At 71.4% G+C, this 25,889-nt stretch carries 20 protein-coding genes; 10 read left to right on the top strand and 10 right to left on the bottom strand.

Translation table 11 applies throughout. The features are described 5' to 3' along the window. Nucleotides 1–22 precede the first annotated feature (22 nt). A complete protein-coding gene (locus ACN27F_RS14565; protein ID WP_421433989.1) occupies nt 23–2,233 on the top strand; it encodes an ATP-dependent DNA helicase in 2,211 nt (736 codons plus the stop codon). A 97-nt stretch (nt 2,234–2,330) separates the two neighbouring features. On the opposite strand, the gene ACN27F_RS14570 is transcribed toward ACN27F_RS14565, so the two are convergent. Next, complete coding sequence (locus tag ACN27F_RS14570; RefSeq protein WP_421440212.1) at nt 2,331–3,611, bottom strand: AI-2E family transporter; 1,281 nt, start codon at nt 3,609–3,611, stop codon at nt 2,331–2,333. A 212-nt stretch (nt 3,612–3,823) separates the two neighbouring features. Between ACN27F_RS14570 and ACN27F_RS14575 the strand changes: the two genes are divergently transcribed. Further along, the gene (locus tag ACN27F_RS14575; RefSeq protein WP_421433990.1) at nt 3,824–4,162 is read left to right on the top strand and encodes a GroES family chaperonin; all 339 of its coding nucleotides are present in this window, start codon (nt 3,824–3,826) and stop codon (nt 4,160–4,162) included. A gap of 1 nt (nt 4,163) precedes the next feature. On the opposite strand, the gene ACN27F_RS14580 is transcribed toward ACN27F_RS14575, so the two are convergent. From ACN27F_RS14580 to ACN27F_RS14590, 3 genes are all read right to left on the bottom strand, one after another. After that, entirely contained in the window at nt 4,164–5,249 is a 1,086-nt protein-coding gene (locus tag ACN27F_RS14580; RefSeq protein WP_421433991.1) for a hypothetical protein, read from the bottom strand. A gap of 314 nt (nt 5,250–5,563) precedes the next feature. Next, a complete protein-coding gene (locus tag ACN27F_RS14585) occupies nt 5,564–6,055 on the bottom strand; it encodes a hypothetical protein (RefSeq protein WP_421433992.1) in 492 nt (163 codons plus the stop codon). 5 nt (nt 6,056–6,060) lie between these two features. Next, entirely contained in the window at nt 6,061–6,837 is a 777-nt protein-coding gene (locus tag ACN27F_RS14590; RefSeq protein WP_421433993.1) for an alpha/beta fold hydrolase, read from the bottom strand. 582 nt (nt 6,838–7,419) lie between these two features. Here ACN27F_RS14590 and ACN27F_RS14595 point away from each other — a divergent pair. Next, nucleotides 7,420–7,902: a helix-turn-helix domain-containing protein gene (locus ACN27F_RS14595; RefSeq protein ID WP_421433994.1), complete on the top strand. Its 483-nt coding sequence runs from the start codon at nt 7,420–7,422 to the stop codon at nt 7,900–7,902. Between the two features lie 20 nt (nt 7,903–7,922). Beyond that, the gene (locus ACN27F_RS14600; protein WP_421433995.1) at nt 7,923–8,627 is read left to right on the top strand and encodes a hypothetical protein; all 705 of its coding nucleotides are present in this window, start codon (nt 7,923–7,925) and stop codon (nt 8,625–8,627) included. A 462-nt stretch (nt 8,628–9,089) separates the two neighbouring features. Here the strand turns inward: ACN27F_RS14600 and ACN27F_RS14605 are convergent, their stop codons facing one another. Beyond that, on the bottom strand, nt 9,090–9,428 hold the full coding sequence (locus ACN27F_RS14605) for an alpha/beta fold hydrolase (protein WP_421433996.1): 339 nt from the start codon (nt 9,426–9,428) through the stop codon (nt 9,090–9,092). Nucleotides 9,429–9,539: 111 nt separating this feature from the next. Here ACN27F_RS14605 and ACN27F_RS14610 point away from each other — a divergent pair, with 111 nt between their 5' ends. Further along, complete coding sequence (locus ACN27F_RS14610) at nt 9,540–10,655, top strand: helix-turn-helix domain-containing protein (protein ID WP_421433997.1); 1,116 nt, start codon at nt 9,540–9,542, stop codon at nt 10,653–10,655. Between the two features lie 505 nt (nt 10,656–11,160). After that, nucleotides 11,161–12,381 (top strand): helix-turn-helix domain-containing protein, encoded by a 1,221-nt coding sequence (locus ACN27F_RS14615; protein WP_421433998.1) that lies wholly within the window; start codon nt 11,161–11,163, stop codon nt 12,379–12,381. A gap of 43 nt (nt 12,382–12,424) precedes the next feature. Here the strand turns inward: ACN27F_RS14615 and ACN27F_RS14620 are convergent, their stop codons facing one another. Both ACN27F_RS14620 and ACN27F_RS14625 read right to left on the bottom strand, forming a co-directional pair. Further along, nucleotides 12,425–14,044: a PrsW family intramembrane metalloprotease gene (locus tag ACN27F_RS14620; protein WP_421434000.1), complete on the bottom strand. Its 1,620-nt coding sequence runs from the start codon at nt 14,042–14,044 to the stop codon at nt 12,425–12,427. A gap of 49 nt (nt 14,045–14,093) precedes the next feature. After that, a complete protein-coding gene (locus ACN27F_RS14625; RefSeq protein ID WP_421434001.1) occupies nt 14,094–15,275 on the bottom strand; it encodes an FUSC family protein in 1,182 nt (393 codons plus the stop codon). Nucleotides 15,276–15,371: 96 nt separating this feature from the next. Here ACN27F_RS14625 and ACN27F_RS14630 point away from each other — a divergent pair, with 96 nt between their 5' ends. Then, nucleotides 15,372–16,766, top strand: a complete 1,395-nt coding sequence (locus ACN27F_RS14630; protein ID WP_421434002.1) for an FAD-binding oxidoreductase — start codon at nt 15,372–15,374, stop codon at nt 16,764–16,766. A 12-nt stretch (nt 16,767–16,778) separates the two neighbouring features. On the opposite strand, the gene ACN27F_RS14635 is transcribed toward ACN27F_RS14630, so the two are convergent. Continuing rightward, nucleotides 16,779–18,614: a glycerol-3-phosphate dehydrogenase/oxidase gene (locus ACN27F_RS14635; protein WP_421434003.1), complete on the bottom strand. Its 1,836-nt coding sequence runs from the start codon at nt 18,612–18,614 to the stop codon at nt 16,779–16,781. 34 nt (nt 18,615–18,648) lie between these two features. Between ACN27F_RS14635 and ACN27F_RS14640 the strand changes: the two genes are divergently transcribed. Together ACN27F_RS14640 and ACN27F_RS14645 are read left to right on the top strand one after the other, a co-directional pair. Next, complete coding sequence (locus ACN27F_RS14640; protein ID WP_421434004.1) at nt 18,649–21,213, top strand: S8 family serine peptidase; 2,565 nt, start codon at nt 18,649–18,651, stop codon at nt 21,211–21,213. 11 nt (nt 21,214–21,224) lie between these two features. After that, nucleotides 21,225–22,196, top strand: a complete 972-nt coding sequence (locus tag ACN27F_RS14645; protein WP_421434005.1) for a GNAT family N-acetyltransferase — start codon at nt 21,225–21,227, stop codon at nt 22,194–22,196. A gap of 213 nt (nt 22,197–22,409) precedes the next feature. On the opposite strand, the gene groL is transcribed toward ACN27F_RS14645, so the two are convergent. Both groL and ACN27F_RS14655 read right to left on the bottom strand, forming a co-directional pair. Then, a complete protein-coding gene (groL, locus tag ACN27F_RS14650; RefSeq protein ID WP_421434006.1) occupies nt 22,410–24,032 on the bottom strand; it encodes a chaperonin GroEL in 1,623 nt (540 codons plus the stop codon). Between the two features lie 425 nt (nt 24,033–24,457). After that, nucleotides 24,458–24,661: a cold-shock protein gene (locus ACN27F_RS14655; protein WP_132264918.1), complete on the bottom strand. Its 204-nt coding sequence runs from the start codon at nt 24,659–24,661 to the stop codon at nt 24,458–24,460. 235 nt (nt 24,662–24,896) lie between these two features. Between ACN27F_RS14655 and ACN27F_RS14660 the strand changes: the two genes are divergently transcribed. Continuing rightward, on the top strand, nt 24,897–25,829 hold the full coding sequence (locus ACN27F_RS14660) for a serine hydrolase (protein WP_421434007.1): 933 nt from the start codon (nt 24,897–24,899) through the stop codon (nt 25,827–25,829). Nucleotides 25,830–25,889 lie beyond the last annotated feature (60 nt).

Here is a 25,889-nt window from a genome sequence, read left to right on the forward strand (position 1 = left end):
CCGGGATCGGTACTGTCTCCCGGTGACCCCTGCGACGACGACCACCGCGACCGACCAGGCAGCGCCGGGCGGCGCGAGCGACCAGGCGACCCCCGGCGGCCGGGCTCCGGCGCACCGGGGCAGGCCCGGCCGGCCGGGCGCCGCCGAGCTGCTCGCCGCCGCGGTCGGCGCCGTCCCCGGCGGAGCCGCCCGCACCGGCCAGCAGGCGATGACCACCGCCATCGCCGAGGCGATCCGGACCCGTACGCACCTGCTGGTGCAGGCCGGCACCGGGACCGGCAAGTCGCTGGCCTACCTGGCACCGGCGCTCACCGTCACCGGCCCGGTGGTGGTCTCCACCGCCACCCTCGCGCTGCAGTCCCAGCTCGTCGAGCACGATCTGCCCCGACTCGCCGACGCCGCCGAGCCGATGCTGCGCCGCCGGCCCACCTTCGCGGTGCTCAAGGGCCGCCACCACTACCTGTGCCTGGCCCGGCTGGAAAACTCGGCCGAGGAGGAGCCGGCGGACCTGTTCGACTCCCCGGCGGGCGGCGGCACCCAGTGGCTCGGTGCCGCCGGCCGGCTCGGCAAGCAGGTGGAGCGGCTGCGGGACTGGGCGATGGAGACCGAGACCGGCGACCGCGACGAGCTCGATCCCGGAGTCGACGACCAGGTCTGGCGGCAGGTGTCGATGCCGGCGCGGGAGTGCGTCGGTGCCGCCCGCTGCCCGTACGGCGAGGAGTGTTTCGCCGAGGCGTCGCGCGCCCGGGCCCGCGAGGCGGACATCGTCGTCACCAACCACAGTCTGCTCGCCGTCGACATGATCGCCGGGCGGCACATCGTCCCGCCGCACAAGCTGCTGGTCGTCGACGAGGCCCACGAGTTGGCCGACCGGGTCTCCTCGGCCGCCCAGGCGGAGCTGAACCCGGATCTGATCGACCGGTCCACCCGGCGGGCCCGCCCCCTGCTGCCACCGGAAACCGCGGAGATGCTGGTCGAGGCCGGCGACGCGCTCGCCGTCGGGCTCGCCGAAAGTCCCGCCGGCCGGTTGACCGGTGGGCTGCCCCCCGCGCTGCGGGAAGCCTGCACGCTGCTCGACTCGGCGACGCGCAACGCGCTGGAGGCCGTCGGCGACGTCAAGGCCGACGATCCGGACCCGGTACGCAAGCAGCAGGTCCGGGCGGTGCTCGACGAGCTCTCCAAGACCACCCAGCGGCTGCTGGAGAGCTCGGACAACGACGTGGCCTGGGTGGAGAAGCCGGACGGGCCGGCCGCCGGGCGGCGGGCTCTGGTCGTCGCGCCGCTGTCGGTCGCCGGCACCCTGGCCAATCATCTGTACGAGGAACGGACGGTGGTGGCCACCTCGGCCACGCTGACCCTCGGTGGCCGCTTCGACACGGTGGCCCGGTCGCTCGGGCTGGAGACGGCCGGACCGGTCCCGGCCGGGAGTCAGCCGGCCGGAGGTCAGCCGGCCGGGAGTCAGCCGGCCGGGAGTCAGCCGGCGCCCCCTGGTGGTGCCGACGCCAATGCCAACACCGACGCCAGGCCCTCCGGCCAGCTGGCCGACCTCGCGCCGGAGGACCTGTCCTGGCGTTCGCTCGACGTCGGCTCGCCCTTCGACTACGCCAAGCAGGGGATCCTGTACGTCGCCGCGCATCTGCCCCGGCCGACCGTGTCCGGGTTGCCGGCGCAGGCCGGCGAGGAACTGCTCACGCTGATCGGCACGCTCGGCGGACGTACCCTCGGGTTGTTCTCCTCCCGGCGGGCCGCGCAGCAGGCCGCGGAGCTGGTCCGGGCACGCACCGGCCTCACGGTGCACGTCCAGGGCGAACAGGCGCTGCCGTTGCTGGTCCGCCGGTTCCGCGAGGACCAGGCGAGCTGCCTGTTCGGGGTGATGTCGCTGTGGCAGGGCGTCGACGTGCCGGGCGACGCGTGTCAGCTGGTGGTGATCGACCGGCTGCCGTTCCCCCGGCCGGACGAGCCACTGGCCGCCGCCCGGGCAGCGGCGGTGGATTCCGCCGGCGGCTCCGGCTTCGCCGCGGTCAGCGTGCCGATCGCGGCGATCCGCCTCGCCCAGGGCGCCGGGCGGCTGATCCGCTCGGCCGGCGACAAGGGTGTGGTGGCCGTGTTGGACTCCCGGCTGGAGACGGCGCGCGGCTACGGCGCCTTCCTGCGCCGGTCGCTGCCGCCGTTCTGGTACACCACCCGGCCCGACGTGGTCCACGGGGCGCTGCGCCGACTCGCCGCCAGCTGAACGGATCCGCCGGACGGATCGCCGGGACCCCCCGCGTGGCGGCCGGCGGTCCACGCGGGACCACCGGCCGTCGTGCTCACGCCACCGGCCGTGGTGCTCACGCCGGCGGCTTGGCGCTGATGACGACCGATTCCGGCGGTGGTGGCGGTGGCACGTGCCGGCGGCGGGCCAGGCGGCGCACGGCGGTGTTGAGCACCGCGATCAGCGGTACGGCGACCAGCGCGCCGACGATGCCGGCGAGCACCACGCCAGCGGTGACCGCGAGCACCACCGCGAGCGGGTGGATGGCCACCGCCCGCCCCATGATCAACGGTTGGAGCACGTTGCCCTCCAACTGCTGGACCACGATCACCGCGCCGAGGATGATCAACGCGGTGACCCAGCCGCTGTCGACGAGAGCCACCAGCACCGCCACCGCCCCGGAGATCGTCGCCCCGACGATCGGGATGAACGCGCCGAGGAACACCAGGGCGGCGAGCGAGAAGGCGAACGGCACGTCGAACAGCACCAGGGCGATACCGATGCCGACCGCGTCGATGAACGCCACCAGCACGGTCGCGCGTACGTAGGCCACCAGCGTCATCCAGGCGGCCCGGCCGGCGTCGTCGAACCGCCAGCGGGCGGTGGTCGGGAACAGGCCGACGACGAACTGCCAGATCCGCGACCCGTCGCGCAGGAAGAAGAACGTCGCGAACAGCACCAGCAGGATGCCGGTGAACACCTCGACCACGGTCCCGGCGGTGGAGACCGCCCCGCTGGTCAACGTCTGCGTGTTGTCGGTGATCCAGTCCTGCCCGGCTTCGATGTACTGGTCGAGCGCGTCGTCGGACAGGTTGAGCGGGCCGTCGCGCAGCCACTGCTGGATCTCACCGATGCCGGCCGCCGCCTTGTTACTCAGGTTCGGCAGCTCGGTGATGAACTGGTTGACCACCAGGGTCAGCGTGCCGACCACCGCGGCCAGCCCACCGATCAGCACCACCGCGGTGGCCAACGTGCGGGGGAACCGCGCCCGCAGCAGCCAGCCGACCGCCGGGGCGAGCAGTGCCGCGAGCAGCAGCGCCACCAGCAACGGGATCACGACGATCCGGACGTTGCCGATCACCCGCAGCAACGCCCACCCGACGATGCCGATGACGATCAGTCGCCAGGACCAGGCGGCCGCGATCCGCAGCGCGTGCGGCACGTCGGCGTCGTCGCGGCTCGTGGTGGACAGATGCCCGTCGCCCGGTGGCGGGGTCTCCTGGAGGGACTCCGGGGGCAGCCCGTCTGCGTCGCCCGACCCGGCCGAGTTGGCCGCCCGGCGGGCACGTTCCCGCTCACGCGCGGTGCGTACCGACTCGCGTCCCGCCTCGTACGCCTGACGCAGCCGCCGGCGCATCTGCTCGAACCGGCTCAAGCGCACCTCCCGGGGAGTCGAGACCAAGCCTGTCCAAGGTAGCGGCCAGCCGGCCGCAAAGGGGCCCGCTGCCTCCCTGAAGTCTCCCTGATGTGGCCACGCACACTCCTGGGGTGAGAACCCCTGGCAGCGACCGGGCACGCACCGGGGACAGCCGGACGCGGCGGGGAAGAGCCACGCGGTACGGTTCCGTCGTGACTGCCGACTCCGACCACGAAAACGGCCTGCCGATCCGTCTGCTCCACGATCGGGTTCTGGTCAAGCTCGAAGGCAGCGAGGGCGAGCGCCGGTCGAGCGCCGGCATCGTCATCCCGGCGACAGCCTCGGTGGGGCGGCGGCTGTCCTGGGCGACCGCGGTCGGGGTGGGACCGAACGTACGCTCGATCGTCACCGGTGACCGGGTGCTGTTCGACCCGGAGGACCGCTCCGAGGTCGAACTGCACGGCCGGGGCTACGTCCTGCTGCGCGAACGCGACGTGCACGCGGTGGCCGCCCAGCGGGTGGAACCCGACTCGACCGGCCTGTACCTGTAGCTCAGAGGCCCACTCCGTCCCGCCTGTCAAAAAAGTCCTGGATGGTGTTGTGCTGACGCTGGAACGGGCGAAGCGCCGCGATCAGTTCGTTGAAACGGCCGTCGACGCGGCGGGATGTGATGCCGGTACGGTCATTGTGTGCGCGCAGCGCGACGCGGCCTGCTTCGTCGGGTTCGGCAGCGTGGAGAAAGGCTTGCGCGAGGCTGATCTGGTCGAGGACGCGGTTGCGGGCGAGTGACTCGCGCCTCAGATCTATGGCACGGGTGAGCCGGTCGACCGCGTCCTGGGCGTACCGAGGATGACGTCTGGCGAGGTCGACGTATGCGGCACCGGTGAGGCTGTACAGCTCGGCCTCGGTGACGTGTTGAGCCGCCCAAGCGGTTGACGAGGTGATCGGCGCACCCACGAACGCGTCCTCAGCGGTATCGACGGCGCGGATCACCTGATCGGCGTCCCCAAGTTGGGCGTGCGCCCAGGCACGGATACACGCCTGGTTGGCGCGATCGCCAGGAGTCAGGTCGCTGGTCTGGCGCTGTACGGCATCGAGTAGCGCGATGGTTTGGGTGGGTTGGCGCAGTTCGATGCTGTGGCCGGCCATCCGGACAATGGTGTGTGCGCCCAGGGCCGTTTCCCCCGCTCCGGCAGCGGCGGACAGGGCGAGGCGGGCGTGCTCGGCGGCACTAGCGTGTGCGCCGATGTCACGGGCGATGTAAGCACCGAGGCCGGCGAGATCGGCTAGGGCGACGAGGAGATCGTTTCGCGTCCTTGCGTCGGTAGCGGCAGCGTGTAGGTTCGCCGCCCTTTCGAGCAAGAGCGCAGCGGGCTGGCGTACGGCTGTGCCGCCGTGGCGAGAGACCCACGCTCGGTAGATCGCGGTGGTCTCAACCACGTCAGCTACGTGATCGGGCCCAACTCGGCGAGGCAGCTCAGCGGGACTCGACGTTGGCCAGCCGGCAACGGCCAGCCCCGCAGCGCCCAGCGCCCGCAGCACCGATCGTCGCTGCATGTCGGCTCCCCCTTCCGTGTCGTCGACGAGTGTGAGCAGGACACCGCTGGCGCGCAGGGCGGCATCGAGCTGCGCCGCCATAGCCGGCGTCGGCTGCCCGATTCCATTCTCTATCTTGCTCAGCCAGCCGACAGGGCATGGGACGGGGAGTGATCGGAGGGCCTACGGCTCCAGGCCGTCGGCGTGCGGATCCGGCTACGCACCAACGGCACCGGCGAGGTCATCTGGTACGGCGGCGGCCGCCTGGCCACCGACCTGACCATGCCCAAGCTCCGCCAGCGCTGGTCAGCAGCAGCGCGCACCCCCAAAGTGCGGGGATCTCCGACCTCACCATGACGATCAGCTCCACAGTCCTCAAGGGAAGATTGCACGCTGATGACCAGAGTGCCTCGACCTCATGGTCCGTACCCGTGGTGCTCTGTTCCACGAATCGGCTCCCGACCCGCGCTGGTGGGCCGCCGGTCGCTGAGCAAGGCGTTCAGGAGGCTGTCCAGGCGAGCCCGACAATCCTGCAACTGGACCGTCAGGTTGTTCAGCAACGCCGGCTCGACAGGTTGTCTGATCTTGGTGGATCGTAGCGTCAACACATCGATGGCGGCCTCGTCATCGCTGCTGCCGAGCCACAGCGCCCGTATCGCGGCGTGACCTTGCGCAAGCAGACGACCGGCGTCGCCCACCGCTTCCAGGAAGGCTTCGCGGTACGCGGCCGGGGCGAACTCGACCGATCCACGGGCAGCGCGTACTGCCTCACCCGGCTTGGCAAAGACCTTGCCCTGATCGCCGCCTTCCTGGTCAGCGCCGATCCAGGCCAACGTGAACTCGAGATCAGTCATGGCCACCGTGAGCCGCCCGATGGCCGCCAGTGCCTCATCCGAGATCGTGGCCACGACGCCTACTTCCAGCCGGCATCGCCGAGCGCGGCGGCCAACCGTGGCGCGACGATGCTCGCCTGCTGCACAGCACCGAGATGGTCCAAGCCGTCGAAGCGCAACACATCAAAGCCGGCACGATGCAGATCGTCGGTGGCGGCGTTGATGCGCTGCGCGACCGCGGCTCCGCCCAGCAGGTCGTGCATGGCACAACCAGGTTCGCTGTCCCGGTCGCCGTACCAGAGGATCTTCGGTCCCGGCAGCCGGGACAACGCAGTATGGTCATCCCTTGCCACCCACTCGCGATACAGCAGGACACTGACCCAGGCCAGCTCGGCCTGGGCATGCAGCCCGGCGCTCTGGCACGCCATCCGGGTCCCCTCGACACAGCCAAGCCAGTAGTCGTACGAGCACAACAGCGGAAAGCCTCCGACCATGACACCCGCAACGCGCCCGCTGGAGGGCGCGAGGAACCCAGCCAGGGCGGCAGTCCCAGAGTAACCGGACAACACGAACTGATCGGCACCTACCGCATCGGCGACCGCGTGAAGATCATTGATCTCCATCTCGATCGGATAGGTACGCAGAGCTTGCGGCTCCCACGGACCGCCACCACCCTCATCCGGCTCCATGACCGTCATCTGCCGGGGCTTATACCGCACCACCTGAAAGGTCTGCGCCAGCGCAGTCAACAGGTCGTCGTACTCCGCCCGACGACGAACCGGGAACAGCAGCGTGGGACCATACCCTGCCTGCTCGTACCAAAGGTTGAAACCATCGCTGGTCCGTACACCTGCCACGCTGCCCCGCTTCCGTCGTCAGCACTCAGACTCTAGCGGCACCCATGTCGAGCAGCCCGGCGAGTGTCACGACCCCATGATCAACCGAATCCGCCAAGTAAATCTGAACAGATTCGCCTCCAACCCTCCAGACCTACCTGACGAGGCCCAGCTCAGCCGCAGGGCCGCCGCCACTTTGAATCGGACGAGACACCTACCGATCGATAGACGGAAATGACCGTGATCTAACATCGGACTGGCTCCCGCCTTGCGGACAAACATGCTGCGGTCGGAGCCCATGGCGCGAGCATGCAAATGCTTGATGAGGTTCACGCGGTCGCCGACGCCACCGGATCGATCCGGCTGCGTCGAGCTTTTCGCAAGCGGCCGGCGAACGGCTGAGCCGTAGACCTCACCGCGCGTTGCCACCAGGCTGTTCGCTCGCGGCAAGAGCACCGTACAGCTCCGCCGCCTAGTGCACGGCCATATCAGTAGCTCTGGATAGGGACAGCTACGCGGAGTAGTGTCTCGTGTGGTGGCCCGCCAGGGATAAGTGTAACTGGTGTGCCGCTGTCCAGACCACTAGCGGGGAAGGACCACCCGATGGCCACCATCGGTGACAACATCGCGCAGGTCAGGCGCCGGCAGTCGATCACCCAGGAACAGCTCGCGGCGGCGGCCGGGGTGAGCACGGAGACGATCCGCAAGCTGGAGACGAATCAGCGTACGACGCCTCGGATCGCGACGCTGCATGCGATCGCGCGGGCGTTGGGGGTGCCGACGACGACTTTGCTCGGCGATGCGAGCACCGGGGCGGCCCGCCGGGAGCCCGGTCATCGTCCGCTGGCGTTGCTCGACCTGCGTCGGGTGTTGATCCCTGCCCGTGGCCCGGCCGGGCCCATCGCCGACGAGGTGACCGCGTTGCCGGCGGCCGGCGTGCCGGGCCGGCTCGCCGAGGCGGACCGCGCCTACCACCGGGGCGACTACGCGGCCGCCCTGGCCGTGCTGCCGCCGAGATCGCCGAGATCGCCGACGACGCCAACAGGCCGGCCGCGTACCGGGCGCTGGCCCGCACCTATGACCTGACCTGCAGTGTGCTGATCCAGGTGCGCGCGGTCGACCTCGCCTACCAGGCGGTGAATTCCGCGTTGGACGCTGCCTCATCCGCCGGGGACGAGTTGCTGAGCGCGGTGACGGTCAAGCGCATGTCGTGGCTGCTACTGCGCCAGGGCCGGCTGACCGATGCGGAGCGGCTGGCGGTCACCACCGCCGACCGGATCGAGCCCCGGTTCTCCCGCGCTACTCCGGACGAGCTGGCGGCATGGGGCTGGCTGATGGTAGCCGCAGCTGCTGCTACCGCCCGCGACAATCGGCCGGACGACGCGGTCGCCCAGCTCGACGCGGCGGCGGCTGCTGCTGCCCGGCTGGGCACCCGGCCGGTCAGTCCTGATCAACTAACGATCGTCGGCGGGATGCGGTCGAGCATGGTCGACATGATGCGGGCCGAGGCGGCGGCGGTCGCCGGCGAGCCTCGCCGGGTGCTCGACCTGGCGGCCAACGTCAGTCGTGGTGGTGCCGAGAAGACGACGTGGCGGCGGCACCGGCTCGACGTCGCCCGCGCCCACGCCGAGCTGCGGGACTGGTCGGAGGCGACGGCGGCGCTCAGCGAGCTGGCCGCCGACGCTCCAGTGTGGCTGCGACACCAGCGGTACGCCCGCGACACCGTACGCATGATCACTACCAGTCGACGTCGGGCGATGGGCCAGGAGCTGGCGAAGCTCGCCGCGCTGATGGACGGTCAGGCCGCCTGACCTGCACAATCGGTACCGAGAGTACCAGTTTTGGCGTGCGCCGATCGACCGGCACCACCCTTGCATTCACTCTCAGTGATCAACTCGGCATCCTTCTACGTAGGACGGCGGAGCCGGGTGCCGCACCATCACACCGGCGGAACACCACCCGGCCCGCCGTCCGCTCAGCCGGGCCCGACGCCGTACCCCGTGATCGCTCTTTTCGCGCGTCGGGCCCGCCCGCTGGGTGGCGGCTCCGGGGTCGACGTGGAGAGTCCCTCGGGGTCGCCGCCCGTCCAACTCTTGCCGAGAGGGGCCGTCTGTGTTCGGGAAGTGGTTTCAGCGAGCGGATGTACCGGTGGATGTCGTGTATCCGGTGCCAGGTCGACGCCGGCACGCCGAGGTGAGTGCATCGCCGCCGGACCGTCGGCCGGCGACGCGATCGGATCGAGCGCAGCGGCGTGGTGGTAACGCCGGCCGGCACTACCTGTCGTGAAGCCCAATCCAAGTGGTGGGGAGCGGGTACACGAGCCGGTACGGCCGTCCTGGTGGTGCGCGGTGTGTCCGGACGGGACGCCGTGGCCGTGCCCACCGGGCCGGACGCAGCTCGCGAGCCACGGTGTACGGCCCACGCCGCTCCGATCGTCCGCAGCCGCGCTGGTCCCACCGGATAGTGCGGACATCTGCCTTGAGGAGCCGGGCGAGTGGATGAAGGTAGTCCCACAGGCCCGGACCTCCGTGACAGAACACTAGCAGCGGCCCAGCGCCGGACTGCTCGACCCACATGCGGCAGCCGTCGTCGCTACGTACATCCAGACTCATGAGCGCCAGTATGGCGTTGGCGTAGTCCGCAGGTATCGTCCAATATGAGGCTGAGGGTAGCGCCCAGCGAGCCGGTTACCACCGCCAGACTCATCGCCCGGGAGCCTGCTCATGATCATTGTCGATCCCCGTTGGCCAATTACACTGCGGTCGTTGCGGCAAGCCGCTGGTCTGTCCTACCGAGCGCTAGGCCGCCAGGTTGCGTACTCAGCGAGCTATCTATGTGAGCTCGAGGCTGGTCGCAAGACGCCGACCATTTCGGTAGCCGAACACCTGGACGTGGCATTGGGGGCGGGTGGCAGACTCGCTTGTCTCGTTATCGATGACGCCGCCAGCCTTGACGGTGACCAGCGTTCCCGCCTCGCTGCCGGGGACACGAGCAGCACTGCTGTCGATGCCCTTGCGGTGATTCTGGCTCAGCACCGTCGGCTCGAAGACGCAGTGGGATCAGCTGCGGTGGTGGATGCGGCTGCCGCGCAGTTGGCCGCCGTGGAGCGACTGGTGGCCACCGCCGCAGAGTCCGGGCGGATTCAGTTACAGCACCTCTACGGACAGTCAGCGCAGCTCGTGGGATGGCTCCAGATAACTCTCGGCCAGTACGGAGCTGCTCGCCGTACCCTTGCTCGGGCTGAGACAGCTGCTAAGGCGGCCGGAGATGTGGATCTGGTCGCTCTCGTGGTCAGCTTCCGAGGGCACCTGGCAGAGCTGTGCGGCCGACCGACGGAGGCCGCAGAGTTGTCCCGAGCGGCGCTCGCCGGAGGTCCGAAGGTCTACATCGGCGAGCGGGTGTACGACACCTTGCAGTTGGCACGCGCGGTGGCTCAGGTGGATGGTCGTCGGGCGGCGACCGAGACGATCCGCGAGTCGGACCGACTGGTGGCGGAGTTCGACGTCGTCGGCGGCGATCCACCACCGTGGCACTACTACCGGTCCGCCGCCTTCCTGACGATGGAGCGTGGCCTTGTGCACGCCATCCACGCCAGCGCCGATCGGCGTGCAGCCGATGCCGCGATCAGTGATCTGACCGCCGGTCTTGCTGCTCTTCCCGATGCGCAGCGACACGCCGAGTGGGCTGGCGACTACCTCCTCGCGCTTGCGGACGTACATGCTGCGGTCGGAGCTCACGTCGCGAGCGTGCAAATGCTCGATGAGGTCCACGCAGTCGCCGACGCCACCGGATCGGCCCGGCTGCGTCGAGCTGTTCGCAAGCGGCCGGCGAACGGCTGAGCCATAGACCTCACCACACGTTACCGCCAAGCTACTCGTAGAGGTTGAGCGGCGCTGCTTGATACGCCAGGTTGCGGCGGCGTGGGAAGAACCGCGAGAGATCTCATCAGCTGGGCCCGACGCCGTACCCCGTGATCGCTCTTTTCGCGCGTCGGGCCCGCCCGCTGGGCGGCGGCTCCGGGGTCGACGTGGAGAGTCCCTCGGGGTCGCCGCCCGTCCAACTCTTGCCGAGAGGGGCCGTCTGTGTTCGGGAAGTGGTTTCAGCGCGCGGATGTACCGGTGGATGTCGTGTATCCGGTGCCAGGTCGACGCCGGTACGCCGACCGCACGGTGCCGCCGGCGGATCGGCGGCCGGCGACCCGGACGGATCGGGCGCAGCGGCGTGGTGGTAACGCCGGCCGGCACTACCTGCCGTGACCCTGCGGCGGATCGTGGCCGGCGGCGGTGAGCCGGTCGAGTTGTACGAACGCTTCGTCTGCTGGACGTGGGTCGGGGTCGATCGCCGGTGAGTGTGGCGGTCGGGCGTCGGGTTGCCCTGTGGCGGGTCCGGCGACGGATGACCCAGCAGGTGTTCGCCGACCGGATCGGCCGGTCGAAAAGCTGGGTGGAGAAGGTCGAGCGCGGCGTCCGGACCCTGGACCGGTTCTCACTGATCCAGCAGATCGCCGACGTGCTGCGGGTCGACCCGGCGGAGCTGCTCGGCGGTGACCGCCGATCGGAGACCGGCACCGTGACACCCGGTGTAGACGCGGTCCGGGCGTCCCTGGCCCACTACGACATCTTCGCCGCCGCCGACAGTGAACCGACAACGGAACAGGAGGTCACACAGCGGGTCGAACACGCCTGGGCGACGTACCGGCACGGCGACCATCCCCGGCTGCTGCGGATGGTGCCAGCGATGCTCGACGGCGCGCGACGGCTCGATTCGATACGACCGTCGGATGCAGCGGAGCCGCTGGTGCGGGCGTACCACGTCACCGCGCAGGCACTCGTCAAGGTCGGCGAGCCGGACCTGGCCTGGTTGGCCGCCGACCGGGCGCTCGCCACCGCCCGCGACGACCGGCTACTGGCGGCATCGGCGGCGGTGCCGCTCGCACAATCACTACGCGGCCTCGGCCAGCACCGACTGGCGATGACCGCAGCGGTCGCCGCCGCGCACCAGGTTGCCGCCGCGCACCAGGTCGCCGCCGCCGACCGGACCACCACCGCGTCGACCGGTGGGGCCACGTCGACCGACCACCGGCCGCTGTGCGGGACACTGCTGCTGCAGGCCGGACTGGCCGCCGCCGGCGGCGGAGACCAGAACAGTGCCGGCGAACTGCTCGACCGGGCCGCCGACCTCGCCGGGCAGGCCGGCGACGGCCAGGACTACCGACAGGCCAGCTTCGGCCCCGCCGCCGTCGAATGTGCCCGGGTCACCGCCGCCGTGGCGCTCGACGACCCCGCCGACGCCGTCCGGCGGCACGCGACGATCATCCGACGCGACGGCTGGCAGCGACTGCCAGCCGAACACCGGGCCGCCTACCTGCTCGACGCCGCACAGGCACACCTCGACCACGGCGACCCGGCCACAGCGGGACGGTGGCTCGTCGAAGCCGACCGCATCGCACCGGCCGAAGTCCGCTGCCGACCCTGCGCCCGTACCCTCATCGCCGAGATCAGCCGGTGCGGACCGCAGGCCACCGGCGTCGCCCGACTGGCGACGACGCTCGGCCTGACCCGCTGACGACGGGTGGTATCCGGGGCGGCGGTCTGCCACCCGATCGGTGCTAACCGGGCGGCGGGGGCGGGCCGTAGCCGGGCGGCGGCGGGCCGTAGTGGCCGGGCGGGGTCGAATATCCCGGTGGTGGACCGTAGCCGGGAGGCGGTGGACCGTAACCAGGTGGTGGCGGACCATAACCGGGCGGCGGGGGCGGGCCGTAGCCGGGCGGGATGCCCGGACCGGTGGGCCAACCCGGGTAACCGGCGAACATTGGGGGCGGTGGTGGTGGCGCGGTGAGAATCACCGGGATCGGCACCACCGGGTCGTCCGGTGCGTCGACCTGCCGCTGGCTGCCGTCCGGGAAGGTCATCTGGTAGCGCGCGCCGTCCCAGGTCGCCTGCGGTGCCTGCGGGTCGCGACCCACGAACGCCTGTCGGTAGCTGGACAGCGCGGCGAGTAGCCGCTTCTCCTCCCGGGAGTGCCGGGCCAGCTCGGTCGGTTTGGTCTCCAGACCACGCAGCAGTCCGTCGCGCAGCAGCGCCAGTTTCGTCGCGGCGGCCTGGAAGTCGCGCATCGCCCGGCGGCCGGGCTCCCCGGCGACCCGGGCAGCCCAGCGCCGTGCCGAATGCCGTCGGCCCAGGCTGCCGAGCGCGGCGACCTCCGGCGGGGTGAACCATCCGGCTCGTACGTAGTCCGGCAGCACCCGCTCGGTCAACCGGCCTTCCCAGCTGCGCAGCCAGATCGCCAGCCCCACCATGCCGAAGAAGATCGGCACCATCAGGCCGATGTAGCCGTACAGCAGGATCAGCGTCTGGCCGGTCGCCTCGACCAACGTCGGGATGAGGTTCCACGCACCGTGCAGCATCATCGCCAGCAGGAGGCCGGCGGTCGGCGCGAGGAGCCGGATCCGCCAGTCGGCGCTGCGGGCGGCGACGCCGAGGCCGATCCCGGCCATCGAGGTGAACAGCGGGTGGGCGAATCCGGTGAACAGGATCCGGACGATGAAGATCGCGAAAACGTTCTGTGCTCCGGTCGCCGGCCCGTACTGTTCCGCGCCTGCGGCGTAGCCGTACCCGCCCAGGTAGAGGATGTTCTCCACCATCGCGAAACCGATCGCGGACAGGCCGCAGTAGACGATGCCGTCGGTTACCCCGGACCACTCGCGACGGCGGGTCAGCAGCAGCAGGATGGGGCCGAGTGTCTTCGTCAGCTCCTCGATGAACGGGGCGACCAGCACCGCGACCAACGCCTCGGGATATCCCCACCAGTCGAGCAGGTACGCGGAGAGATTGTTCACCGCCAACGACGCCGACGTGGCCACGAACGCGCCCCAGGCGAAGCAGAAGGCGAGATACCGGACCGGCTCGGGTTCGTACCGGTCCAGCCAGAGGAAGCAGGCGACCAGCACCGGCACCGGTAGCACGGCGGCGACCATCCCGACGGTCAGCGCGGCGATGCCGAGCTGCATGCCGAGATAGCTCAGGATGGCGACCCCGCAGCCGGCGATGAAGACCACGATGCCGACCAGGGCAAGCCAGCGCAGCCAGACACTCTGCCGGGCCGGCTTGGTTGACCGGATGACGTCCGGCTCCGCCGGCTCGGGCTCGGCCGGTACGGCCGCAGCAGGTGCGGGGTCCGGTTCCGCGCCGCTGGTCTCGACGGGTCCACCGGGCTGAGAGTCGACCATTGGGTCAGCGTAGCCAGCGCCGTGACACGACGCGGAACATGCCGGCCGGCTACTCGTCGGCGTCCTGCTTCTCGGCCCGCTCGTCGAACGCTTCGCCGACCAGCTGTTCCACGTCCTCGGCGCTGGCGCCGCTGGCCCGTACCAGGTCGCTCGTGGTGGCCCGGATCTGGGCCACCACGACGCTGCCGTTGAAACCCACTCCCGTTTCGTACGCGTCGGCGGCGCCCCGCGCGGCGTCGAGGGCGAGCCGGCGGGTGTGCACCGGCTCGACGCCCGCGTCGAGCTCGTGGCGCAGGGTCCGGACCGCGTCACCGAGTCGGCAGATCGCCCGTGGCAGAGATTCCGGCACCGGCTCGTCCTCGGTCAGGATGGACGCCGCCCGCCGGGTCAGCACCCGGGAGTTGCGCAGCCCACGGGTGACGTACTCGGCGCTCTCGGCGTACTGGGCCAGCGGTGCCCGCGAGCGCCAACGCACCGGAGCCAGCACCGCGGTTTCGTGTCCGGCGTTGACCGCGTCACGGAAGGCGGAGAGTTCCTTCTCCGCGTCGTGCAGCCGCTGTGCGGCTGCCTGTGCCCTGCGGCGGTCCCGGTCGGCGAGGGCGGTGCCGCACCGCACCAGCGTGTCGGACAGCAGGTCGAGCGCCGGGTCCGCGGCACGGCGTACCACCGTGAGCGGGTTCAGCGGCAGCAGCAGGATCAGCACCACCAGCCCGACCAGGCCGCCGACCAACGCATCGACGAACCGCTCCAGGTAAAGATTGTCGGTCGGCGGGGTGAGGGTGGCCACCAGTACACCGGAGGACGCGGCCTGGGTGATCAGTGGGGCACCGCTGCCGAGGAAGACCGCGGTGATCACCGCCAGCGGCACGATCAGCGCCAGCTGCCAGGTGCCGGTGCCGATGGACAGGATGATCGCGTCGCCGATGGCGATCCCGACAGCCACCCCGACGACGAGCTCGGCGGTGCGCTTGAGCCGCTGCCCGACCGACGCGCTGAGGATGATCACCGCCGAGATCGGGGCGAAGAACGGGATCTGGTGCCCGATCACCCGCCGGGCGATGAACCAGGCCAGGGCCGCCGCCAGGCCGGCCTGCAGGGCCAGCACCAGATTCGCCCGCACCCGGCCGGAACGTTCCCGAATTTCCACCGAAGCCCATCGACGAGCCTTGGTGAGCGCGCCGGCGAGGCGTGGCGCGACCGCGGTGCCCGGTGACTTTCCGGCAGCGGCCATGCCGGCAGCGTACCCAGCAGGAGCAGCCCGAATGGCCAGATCACGCACGCCGGCGCGAGGTGGTCAGCCAGGCCCCTGGCTGGCTAGCCTGCGACCATGTCCGACCTCATCGACGCGCTGCGGGCGGCGCTGCCCGACACCGCCGTGCTCACCGACCCTGACCTGCTCAGTGGCCACCAACGCGACGAGGCGGACCTCTGCGCCGCCGGCATCCCGGCGGTCGTGGTCCGGCCCCGCACCACCGCCGAGGTGGTCGCCACGATCGGCGTCGCCGCGCGGTACGGCGTACCGGTGGTGCCGCAGGGCGCCCGGACCGGACTCGCCGGGGCCGCCAACGCCGTCGACGGGGCGGTGGTGCTCTCCACGGTGGCGATGAACAAGATCATCGAAGTCGATCCGGTGAACCGGATCGCCGTCGCACAGCCCGGGGTGGTCAACGCCGCCCTGGCCGCCGAGGTCGCCCGGCACGACCTGCGTTACCCACCGGACCCGGGATCGTGGGAGTCGTCGACCATCGGCGGCAACGTCGCCACCAACGCCGGCGGCATGTGCTGCGTCAAGTACGGGGTGACCAGCGAATACGTCATCGGGCTGGAAGTCGTGCTGGCCAGCGGTGAGGTGCTGCGCACCGGCCGGCGGACCGCCAAGGGGGTCGCCGGCTACGACCTGACCCGGCTGTTCGTCGGCTCGGAGGGCACCCTCGGCGTGATCACCGAGGTGACCGTCGCGCTGCGACCCGCCGCCGAGGCCTCGCTCACCCTGGTCGCGGTCTTCGACTCGACCGCCGCCGCCGGCACCGCGGTGGCCGGGATCGCCTCCGGTGGGCTCAGTCCCAGCCTGCTGGAGCTGCTGGACCGCACCCACCTGCAGGCGATCGAGGCGTACCGGCCGATGGGGCTGCGCACCGACGCCGCCGCGCTGCTGCTCGCCTCGGTCGACACCGGCGCGGCCGCCGCGAGCGACCTGGAACGCATCGCCGAGGTCTGCACCAGCGCCGGGGCCGCCGAGGTCTACGCGGCCACCGACGCGACGGAGGCCGCCGCGCTGCTGCAGGCCCGGCGGCTGGCCCACCCGGCGATGGAACGCTTCGCGGTCGACGCCTTCCCGGACGGCAGCGGCGGGTTGATCATCGACGACGTGGCCGTCCCCCGGACCGCCCTCGCCCGGATGCTGGACGGCATCGAGGCGGTCGCCGCCGAGCACGCGATCCCGATCGGGGTGGTCGGGCACGCCGGCGACGGCAATCTGCACCCCAACATCGTGGTCGACCGCACCGACCCGGACAGCCTGGCCCGGGGCCGGGCGGCGTTCGACGCGATCATGCGGATCGGGCTGGATCTCGGCGGCACCTGCACCGGCGAGCACGGCGTGGGCCTGCTCAAACGCGAATGGCTGGCCACCGAGATCGGACCGGTCGGGATGCGGGTGCACCGGGCGGTCAAGCAGGCGCTCGACCCGGCCGGCCTGCTCAACCCGGGAAAACTGCTCTGACGTCCGTCGTCGTCAGGTCACCGGCACACCGGTGTCCGACGGCCAGTCCACGCCGCGGTCGGCGGCGAACCCCCGGACGTCGGCCGCGCCGAGGCGGGCCGCGTCGGCGGTCGCGTCGTCCGGCATCCGCTGCGACTGCAACTCGGCGGCCACCTGCGCCTGATAGTGGGTGACCTCCCGGTCACGCACCGCCGCGTCCCAGCCCAGCGCCGCCCCCATGACTTCGGCCGTCTGCTCGGCCGACTCGGCGCCCCGGTGCGGCGACTCGATCGAGATCCGGGTACGCCGGGTGAGCACGTCGTCGAGGTGCAGTGCCCCCTCGGCACGGGCCGCGTAGGCGATCTCGGCCGCGAGGTACTCCGGTGCCCCCGGCACCGGGCTGGCCAGCAGTGGATCGTCACGGATCAACGCCAGCAGCTCCAGCGACAGGGTGCCGTAGCGTTCCAGCAGGTGCTCCAGCACTCCGCCGGGTACGCCGTGTCGGCGGGCCACGTCGGCCCGGTCGCGCCACATCGCCGTGTACCCGTCCGCGCCGAGCAACGGCAACTGCGCCGTACGCGACGGCCGGCTCACCCCGAGCCGGGCCGCCGCCCGGTCGACCACGTCGGCCGCCATCACCCGGTACGTCGTGTACTTGCCGCCGGCGACCAGCAGCAGCCCGAGCATCGGCTCGACCACGGCGTGCTCGCGTGACAGCCGGGACGTCGAATCCGCCTCGCCGGCCAGCAGCGGGCGCAGCCCGGCGTACACGCCCTCGATGTCGCGCGGGGTCAGCGGCCGGTCCAGCACCGTGTTCACCTGGTCGAGCAGGTAGCCGATGTCGCGTTCGGAGGCGGCCGGGTGGGACCGGTCGAGCCGCCAGTCGGTGTCGGTCGTACCGATGATCCAGTGCCCGCCCCAGGGCAGCACGAACAGCACCGAGGTGGCGGTGCGCAGGATCAGCCCCGCCTCCCCGGTGATCGCCGAACGGGGCACCACCAGGTGCACCCCCTTGGACGCGCGTACCCGCAGGCCGGGCCGGACCCCGACGTCGCCGAGCATCCGGGACACGTCGTCGCTCCACACCCCGGTGGCCGCGATGACGGTGCGCGCCCGTACCTCGAACTCGGCGTCCGGATCGCCGGGCCGCGCCTCCATGTCGCGCACCCGGACCCCGGTCACCTCGCGGGCCTGGCGCAACAGGCCGACGGCGCGGGCGCTGGTCACCACCGCCGCGCCGAGGCTGGCCGCGGTGCGCGCCATGGTGACCACCAGCCGGGCGTCGTCGACCTGCCCGTCGTAGTAGCGAATCGCGCCGGAGACCACGTCGGGACGCAGGCTGGGAAACACCCGGCGGGCGCCCTCGCGGGACAGGTGCCGGTGCAACGGCATGCCACGGCCGCCACCGAACAGGCCGGCGAACGCGTCGTACGCGGCGACGCCGGCACCGTAGTAGGCCCGCCGCCACGCCCGCGCCGGCAGGGCCCGCACGCCGGTGCCGCCGCCGGTGGGCAGCGGCACCAGGATCGGTACCGGGCGGACCAGATGTGGGGCGATCCGGGTGGCCAGCAGGCCGCGCTCGGTCAACGCCTCGTGCACCAGGCCGAACTCCAACTGCTCCAGGTAGCGCAGGCCGCCGTGGATCAGCTTGCTGGACCGGCTGGAGGTGCCGGCGGCGTAGTCACGGGCCTCGATCAGGCCGACCTTGAGGCCACGGGAGGCGGCGTCGAGCGCGGCGCCGACCCCGGTCACCCCACCCCCGATCACCAGTACGTCGAAACGCTCGCCGCGCAGGCGGCGCAGGTCGGCGGCGCGGCGGGCCGGGGAGAGCTGGCCGGCGGCGAACCGGGAGACGGCTGGGTCACGCACCCCTCCACGGTAACCGGCGGCCTATCGTGACGGCATGACGCAGGTCCCCGGCGATCCCGGCCACCCCGATCCCGGCCACCCGACCCTACCGAGCTACCCGGGATATCCGAACCGCCCGGAGTATCCCGGGTATCCCGGGTATCCCTGGGCGGTTCCAGGCCAGCCCTGGGCGGATCCGGGTCAGCCCGCGGCAGCCAGCCCGTGGCCGGCGATCGTCGCGGTGCTGGTCGGCGTCTGGTCGGTCGCGGTGACCACCGTCGGCCAGGTCGGCGGCTGGCTGACCGACCAGGTCCTGCTGGCCAGCGGCCTGCCGACCCCGGCGCCGGTGTGGCCGCTGCTCGGGATCGGCACCGCGCTGCTGGTCGGGCTGCCCGCCATGCTGCTGGCCGTGGTGCCCCGATCCCCGGCGGTCCGGGCCACCGGCCGGGCCTGGCTGATCGGCGCTCTCGCCGTCGCCGGATGCGGTCTGCTACGGGCCGTCCCGACGGCGCTTCACGAGCTGTACCTGGCCGGGCTGACACTGCTGGCGGCCGGCGCGGCGGTCGGGTTGCGGGCGCTGCGCCGACGAACCGGACACGGACCGGACCGGGCCGCGGCGCCCATCGCAGCGCCCACCGCGACGCCGACCGCGACGCAGACCGAGAGCGGGCGGGACCGGGAACGCGACCGTGCCGTCGCGCTGCTGCTGGCCGGCGCGGCCGGGCTGGCCGTACTGCTGCCGTGGGTGTGGTTCGGGGCGCTCGGCGGTGCCCTGGAGACGGTCCTGGTCGGCACCGCGTCGGCCGCCATCGGCTGGTACGCGGCCGAACTGCTCGCACCCGGCCTCTGGGCCGCCATCGGTCGCCACGGCACCGCTTCCCCGGCGCGGGTGATTCTCGTCGGCGGGACCATCGCCGGGGTCGGTCTCCTCCTGCTCGCCGCCGCGATCGGGCAACCGGGCCTCCAGTTGGCCGCGATGCTGGTGCTGCCACCCCTCGGGTACGCGGCCGCCGCCATCGTCTGGGCGGCACGCCGGGACAGCGGCGCACCCGTCGGCGTACTGGTCGGTCTGGCCATCGCCGGGCCGCTGGCCTTCTTCGACGCCGAGGAGGTCTCCCTACTGCTGGCCATCGGCCGTGAGGTGCCGTTCTGGGCAGCGGTCGCCACCGCCACCGCGCTGGCCGCCGCCGTCGTGGTCGGACTGGTGCTGGGCTTCGGCCTCGGCCGTCGGCGGGCCGGCTGGCCGTCCCGCCCGGTCGCCGCGGCGACGGCCGTGGTGCTCGCGCTGGCCGGCACCGCCGTGTATCTGACCGTCGGGCAGCCGGGCCTGCACGGCGAGCGGGTGTTCGTGGTGATGCGGGAGCAGGCGGACCTGTCCGAAGTGGCCCGCGACACCGGGCCGCAGGCCCGCGACGCCCGGGTGGGTGAGGTGTACCGGCTGCTGGTCGACACCGCCGAACGCAGCCAGGCGGAGCTGCGTCGGGACCTGGACCGGTGGGGGCTGTCGTACACCCCGTACTACCTGGTCAACGCGATCGAGGTGGACGCCGGCCTGGCGATGCGGGCCTGGTTGTCGCGCCGCGACGACGTCGACCGGGTGTTGGTCAGCCAGCAACTGCGGCCACTGCCGGCCACGGTGACCGCCGAGCAGGGCGACGAACCGGCCCCGGACCGAACACTGTGGAACATCGACATGCTCGGCGCCGAGCGGGTCTGGACCGAGCTCGGCGTCAACGGCGACGGGATCGTGGTGGGCAGCTCGGACTCGGGCGTCGACGGCGATCATCCGGCTTTGTCCGGCGGGTTCCGGGGTGGCGACGATTCCTGGTACGACCCGTGGACGGCAACCCGCGCCCCGACCGACCACAACGGGCACGGCACCCACACGACCGGCTCCGCGGTCGGTGCCGACGGTATCGGGGTGGCACCCGGCGCGTCCTGGGTGGGCTGCGTCAATCTGGCCCGCAATCTGGGCAACCCGGCCCGCTATCTGGACTGCCTGCAGTTCATGCTGGCGCCGTTCCCGGCCGGTGGTGACCCGTTCACCGACGGGCGGCCGGAGCGGGCACCGCACGTGCTGACCAACTCGTGGGGCTGCCCGCAGGTCGAAGGCTGCGACCTGGGCTCGCTGCGGCCGGCGGCGGCGGCGTTGGCCGCGGCCGGCCTGATGATGGTGGTCGCGGCCGGCAACACCGGCCCGTTCTGCGACTCGGTCGACGACCCGCCGGCCCCGTACGCCGACGTGTTCACCGTCGGGGCGGTGGACAGCGACGGCGATGTCACCGACTTCTCCAGCCGGGGACCGACGCCGGACGGGCAGACCAAACCGGACCTGGTCGCGCCCGGGGCAGGCATCCTTTCGGCGATGCCCGGTGGCGGCTACACCACACTGGACGGAACATCGATGGCGACCCCGCACGTCGCCGGGGTGGTGGCGTTGATGTGGTCGGCCAACCCAGCGCTGATCGGCGATCTCGACACGACCGCCCGAATCCTACGGAGCACGGCCACCGACGCGGGCACCGGCATCGACGAGACCTGCGGCGATCCGGCCAATCTCACCGGCGCGGGACTGGTCGACGCGTACGCCGCGGTGCAGGCGGCCCGATCGGCCGGCTAAGGTCGGCTGTCGTGGACCGCGAACCCCGTGTCGAGTTCGGCGTCGAAGAGTTGTCCCAGCGGCACTGGCCGGAGGTCGTCGCGCTCTGCCGCGACGCGCTGGATCTGCCCGAGGACGCGGCCGAGGCGGAGCCGATCGTCACCCGGTTGCACCCGGTGACGACCGTACCCGCCGACGTCGACACCGTGGTCGGGCCGCGCCGCGGCATCGGCCTCGTCGCCCTGGTCGCCGGAGCGGTACGTGGGGTGGTGCTCGGCTCCCTGGGCCACCGGGATCCGGCCGTCGGGCATGTCGACCTGATCGCCGTACACCCGGATTTCCGGCGCCAGGGCCTGGGCCGGGCGCTGCTCGGCCGGGCGGAGAGCACGCTGGCCGCGCGCGGCGTCACCGAGGTGCTGCTGGCCGGCAACCCGCCGTACTACGCGTGGCCGGGGATCGACGTGCGTTATACGCCGGCGATCTGCCTGGCCATGGCGCTCGGCTACCAGCAGGACCGCACCGCCTGGAACATGACGGCCGACCTGACGTCGGCCAGCTCCCCCGCGTTGCGCGACACCGCGTCGGCGGAGCGACGGCTGGCCACCGCCGGCGTGACGGTACGGCGAGCCGCGACGCCGGACGCGTCGGCGCTGGTGAGCTTCGCCCGGTCGACCTTCGGTGACGCCTGGGCGGCGGAGGCGGCCCAGGCGATCGGCCGTGAACAGGCCGGCTGTCACCTGGCCGTACGCGAGCGCGACGGCGAGGTGCTCGGGTTCGCCGCGTACGGGTCGTCGCGGCCGAGTTGGTTCGGCCCGATGGGCACCGCGCCGACCGCGCAGGGGCTCGGGATCGGCGCCACCCTGCTCCGTCGCTGCCTGCGTGATCTGCGGGCAGCGGGTCACCAGCGGGTCGAGATCGGCTGGGTCGGCCCGGTGCCGTTCTACGCCTCGGCCGCCGCCGCCCGCATCGAACGCGTCTTCTTCCTCTACCGCAAGCAGTTCTGAGCCGCGCGGGGAGCGACCGCAGGGGCGGTCACCGGTGTCCCCGGTGACCGCCCCTGCGGTCCTTGCACGTACTACTACCGCAAGCAGTTCTGAGCCGCGCGGGGAGCGACCGCAGGGGCGGTCACCGGTGTCCCCGGTGACCGCCCCTGCGGTCCTTGCACGTACTACCTCCGGACGAACTGCCGGGCAGCCCGTCGCCGGTGAGAGGTGGACTCAGAAGTCCATCTCGCCGCCGCCCGGCGCACCCGCCGGGGCCGGGGTCTTCTCCGGCTTGTCCGCCACCACGGCCTCGGTGGTCAGGAACAGCGCCGCGATCGACGAGGCATTCTGCAGCGCCGACCGGGTCACCTTGGCCGGGTCGATGATGCCGGCCTCCAGCAGGTCGACGTACTCGCCGTTGGCGGCGTTCAGGCCGTGGCCCGGGCTGAGGCTGCGGACCTTCTCCACCACGACGCCGCCCTCAAGGCCGGCGTTGACGGCGATCTGCCGCAGCGGGGCGTCCAGCGCCAGCTTGACGATCTGGGCACCGGTCGCCTCGTCGCCGGCCAGGTCGAGCTTGTCGAAGGCGGTCTTGCCGGCCTGTACCAGGGCGACACCACCACCGGGGACGATGCCCTCCTCGACGGCGGCCTTGGCGTTGCGCACCGCGTCCTCGATGCGGTGCTTGCGCTCCTTGAGCTCCACCTCGGTGGCCGCGCCGACCTTGATCACCGCGACGCCGCCGGCCAGCTTGGCCAGCCGCTCCTGCAGCTTCTCGCGGTCGTAGTCGGAGTCGCTCTTCTCGATCTCGGCGCGGATCTGGTTGACCCGGCCCTGGATCTGCTCGGCGTCACCGGCACCGTCGACGATCGTGGTCTCGTCCTTGGTCACCTGGATCTTGCGGGCACGGCCCAGCATGTCGAGGGTCACCGCGTCGAGCTTGAGGCCGAGTTCCTCGCTGACGACCTGGCCGCCGGTGAGGATCGAGATGTCGGTCAGCATCGCCTTGCGGCGGTCGCCGAAGCCGGGAGCCTTCACCGCGACCGACTTGAAGGTGCCGCGCACCTTGTTGACGATCAGGGTGGCCAGCGCCTCGCCCTCGACGTCCTCGGCGATGATCAGCAGCGGCTTGCCCGACTGCATGATCTTTTCGAGGATCGGGAGCAGGTCCTTGACCGACGAGATCTTGCTGTTGACGATCAGGATGTAGGGGTCGTCGAGGACGGCCTCCATCCGCTCGGGGTCGGTCCAGAAGTAGGGCGAGATGTAGCCCTTGTCGAAGCGCATACCCTCGGTGAGCTCCAGCTCCAGGCCGAAGGTGTTGCTCTCCTCGACGGTGATGACGCCTTCCTTGCCGACCTTGTCCATCGCCTCGGCGATGATCTCGCCGACGCTGGCGTCACCGGCGGAGATCGACGCGGTGGACGCGATCTGCTCCTTGGTCTCCACGTCCTTGGAGAGCTTGCTCAACTCCTCCGCGACGTTGGCCACGGCGGCCTCGATGCCCCGCTTGAGGGCCATCGGGTTCGCGCCGGCCGCCACGTTGCGCAGGCCTTCACGGACCAGTGCCTGGGCCAGGACGGTCGCCGTCGTCGTGCCGTCACCGGCGACGTCGTCGGTCTTCTTGGCGACCTCCTTGACCAGCTCGGCGCCGATCTTCTCGTACGGGTCTTCGAGCTCGATCTCCTTGGCGATGCTCACACCATCGTTGGTGATGGTGGGAGCGCCCCACTTCTTTTCGAGCACGACGTTGCGGCCCTTGGGGCCGAGCGTCACCTTGACGGCGTCGGCGAGGGTGTTCATGCCCCGCTCGAGACCGCGGCGCGCCTCTTCGTCGAACGCGATCATCTTGGCCATACGGCGTTGTCCTCCTGGACGCTCGCGACACCGGAGCCGGTCGGCCCCGCCATGCCGCCTGCTTTACGCACCTTCGGACGTCACTACCTGGCGACAGTGACGTCCGCCGGCCGGGCCGGATAGCCCGCGACGACCGGCCATGCCCGCAGCGTCCCCGAGGGGACCGCGGTGATGGCCCCACCGCCCCGACCTTTGGCACTCCCGCTTGGCGAGTGCCAATCCTTGTTTAGCACTCTCCCCTGCCGAGTGCAAGCGAACAGAAGCTTGCCACCGATGTGATCCGGCGGGATGCCTCGACGCCGGTGCCGATCGGGCGGCCGACCGCCGCCGCAACGACGAAAGGCGCCGGCTCCGTGATGGAGACCGACGCCTTGGTGGTACGTACCTGGTGCCGTCCGGTCGGCGGCCGGATCGACTACCGGCGGCTAGGCGATGAGCCGGACCCTCTCCGCCTGAGGGCCCTTCTGTCCCTGGGCAATCTCGAACTCGACGCGCTGTCCGTCATCGAGCGCCTTGTAGCCGTCCATCTCGATCGCCGAGAAGTGGACGAAGACGTCCTGACCTCCGTCGACCGCGATGAAACCGTAGCCTTTTTCGCTGTTGAACCACTTCACGGTGCCCTGCGCCACGGTGCACTTCCTCACTTCTGTCGTGCCGGGCCTCTGCCGGCCCTCAGCCAGGCGCGTTCGCCTGACTGAGCCGCCGATCGGACAAGCCTGACGGACGTCCGAACACAGCAGCCGAAATCGCACGCTACACGAGGCATGACGGCGCCGCACTATCCCAAAATAGGACATTTAATCCCAGTCAAGTCTCCGGAACACCACACTTCGTTGACCACGTGTGTCCCGTACACCGCAGAACGTGAAGACCGGACGCCATCGGGCCCCCGGCCGCCGCGCCGTCCGCCCCGCCGACGTCCGCCCCGCCGACGTCCGCCCCGACTGCCGGGTCCGTGGTTCCCACCAGCGGCACCCGGTCGCCGCCGGCCTCGGGCTGCTCGTGGTGCTCGCGGCGTTCGCCGGCGGGCTGCCCGGCGATGTCGGGCCGCCACCGGCTCGCGAGCCCGGCTGGACCGCTGCGGGTGTCGACCAACGCTACGTCCTGCTGCGCGACGGGCAGGTGCCCACACCGGCCGACGGCTTCTTCTCCTGGGCGGCACTCAACCGGCGTACCGGCCTGCTGCGCGGGTCCGCCAACCTCGCCGCGCCCAGCGACACCATGTCACTGGTGAAAGCCTGGTTGGCCGCGGACGACCTGCGCCGCTCCGACGAGCAGGGCCACCTGCCGCGCGCACCGCAGCTGGCGCAACTGTCCGCGATGATCCGGGACAGTGACAATCCGGCCGCCGACGCGACATACGCCCGGGTCGGCCGGCGCGCGTCGATCGAGCGGATGGTGGACATCTGCGGGTTGACCGACTCGGCACCGGAGATGAACCGGTGGAGCAACACCGTGGTGTCCGCCCGCGATTTGACCCGGCTGGGCGACTGCCTCGCCAACGGCCACGCCGCCGGCCCACGCTGGACGCCGTGGTTGCTCGGTGAGATGCGGGCGGTCCGTGGTGAAGGCGACTTCGGCCCACGGGCCGCGCTCACCCCCGAGTACGCGGCGACCATCGCGATCAAGAACGGCTGGCTGTTGCGCGACGAGGACGGGCTCTGGCACATCAGTTGCCTGGCCATCGGCGAGACGTGGGTGATCGCGGCACTGGCCCGCTACCCCGGCGAGCGCGGTCTGGCGTACGGAGCCGGATTCTGCCGACAGATCGGCGCGGCACTGCTCCTGGTGGTCTGACCCTCGTCGGCCGACGACCGGGTTTGCCGACCGCCGACGAGAACGGGTAGGCATTCCGCT

The sequence above is a fragment of the Solwaraspora sp. WMMB335 genome (assembly GCF_049179075.1).
Lineage (GTDB): Bacteria > Actinomycetota > Actinomycetes > Mycobacteriales > Micromonosporaceae > Micromonospora_E.

What these genes read in the sequence shown, in the direction of transcription:
- ACN27F_RS14570 (WP_421440212.1), bottom strand. Translation starts at nt 3,611, where the DNA reads ATGCGCCGGCGGCTGCGTCAGGCGTACGAGGCGGGACGCGAGTCGGTA.
- ACN27F_RS14580 (WP_421433991.1), bottom strand. Translation starts at nt 5,249, where the DNA reads ATGGCGGCGCAGCTCGATGCCGCCCTGCGCGCCAGCGGTGTCCTGCTC.
- ACN27F_RS14595 (WP_421433994.1), top strand. Translation starts at nt 7,420, where the DNA reads ATGGCCACCATCGGTGACAACATCGCGCAGGTCAGGCGCCGGCAGTCG.
- ACN27F_RS14605 (WP_421433996.1), bottom strand. Translation starts at nt 9,428, where the DNA reads ATGAGTCTGGATGTACGTAGCGACGACGGCTGCCGCATGTGGGTCGAG.
- ACN27F_RS14610 (WP_421433997.1), top strand. Translation starts at nt 9,540, where the DNA reads ATGATCATTGTCGATCCCCGTTGGCCAATTACACTGCGGTCGTTGCGG.
- ACN27F_RS14620 (WP_421434000.1), bottom strand. Translation starts at nt 14,044, where the DNA reads ATGGTCGACTCTCAGCCCGGTGGACCCGTCGAGACCAGCGGCGCGGAA.
- ACN27F_RS14625 (WP_421434001.1), bottom strand. Translation starts at nt 15,275, where the DNA reads ATGGCCGCTGCCGGAAAGTCACCGGGCACCGCGGTCGCGCCACGCCTC.
- ACN27F_RS14630 (WP_421434002.1), top strand. Translation starts at nt 15,372, where the DNA reads ATGTCCGACCTCATCGACGCGCTGCGGGCGGCGCTGCCCGACACCGCC.
- ACN27F_RS14640 (WP_421434004.1), top strand. Translation starts at nt 18,649, where the DNA reads ATGACGCAGGTCCCCGGCGATCCCGGCCACCCCGATCCCGGCCACCCG.
- groL (WP_421434006.1), bottom strand. Translation starts at nt 24,032, where the DNA reads ATGGCCAAGATGATCGCGTTCGACGAAGAGGCGCGCCGCGGTCTCGAG.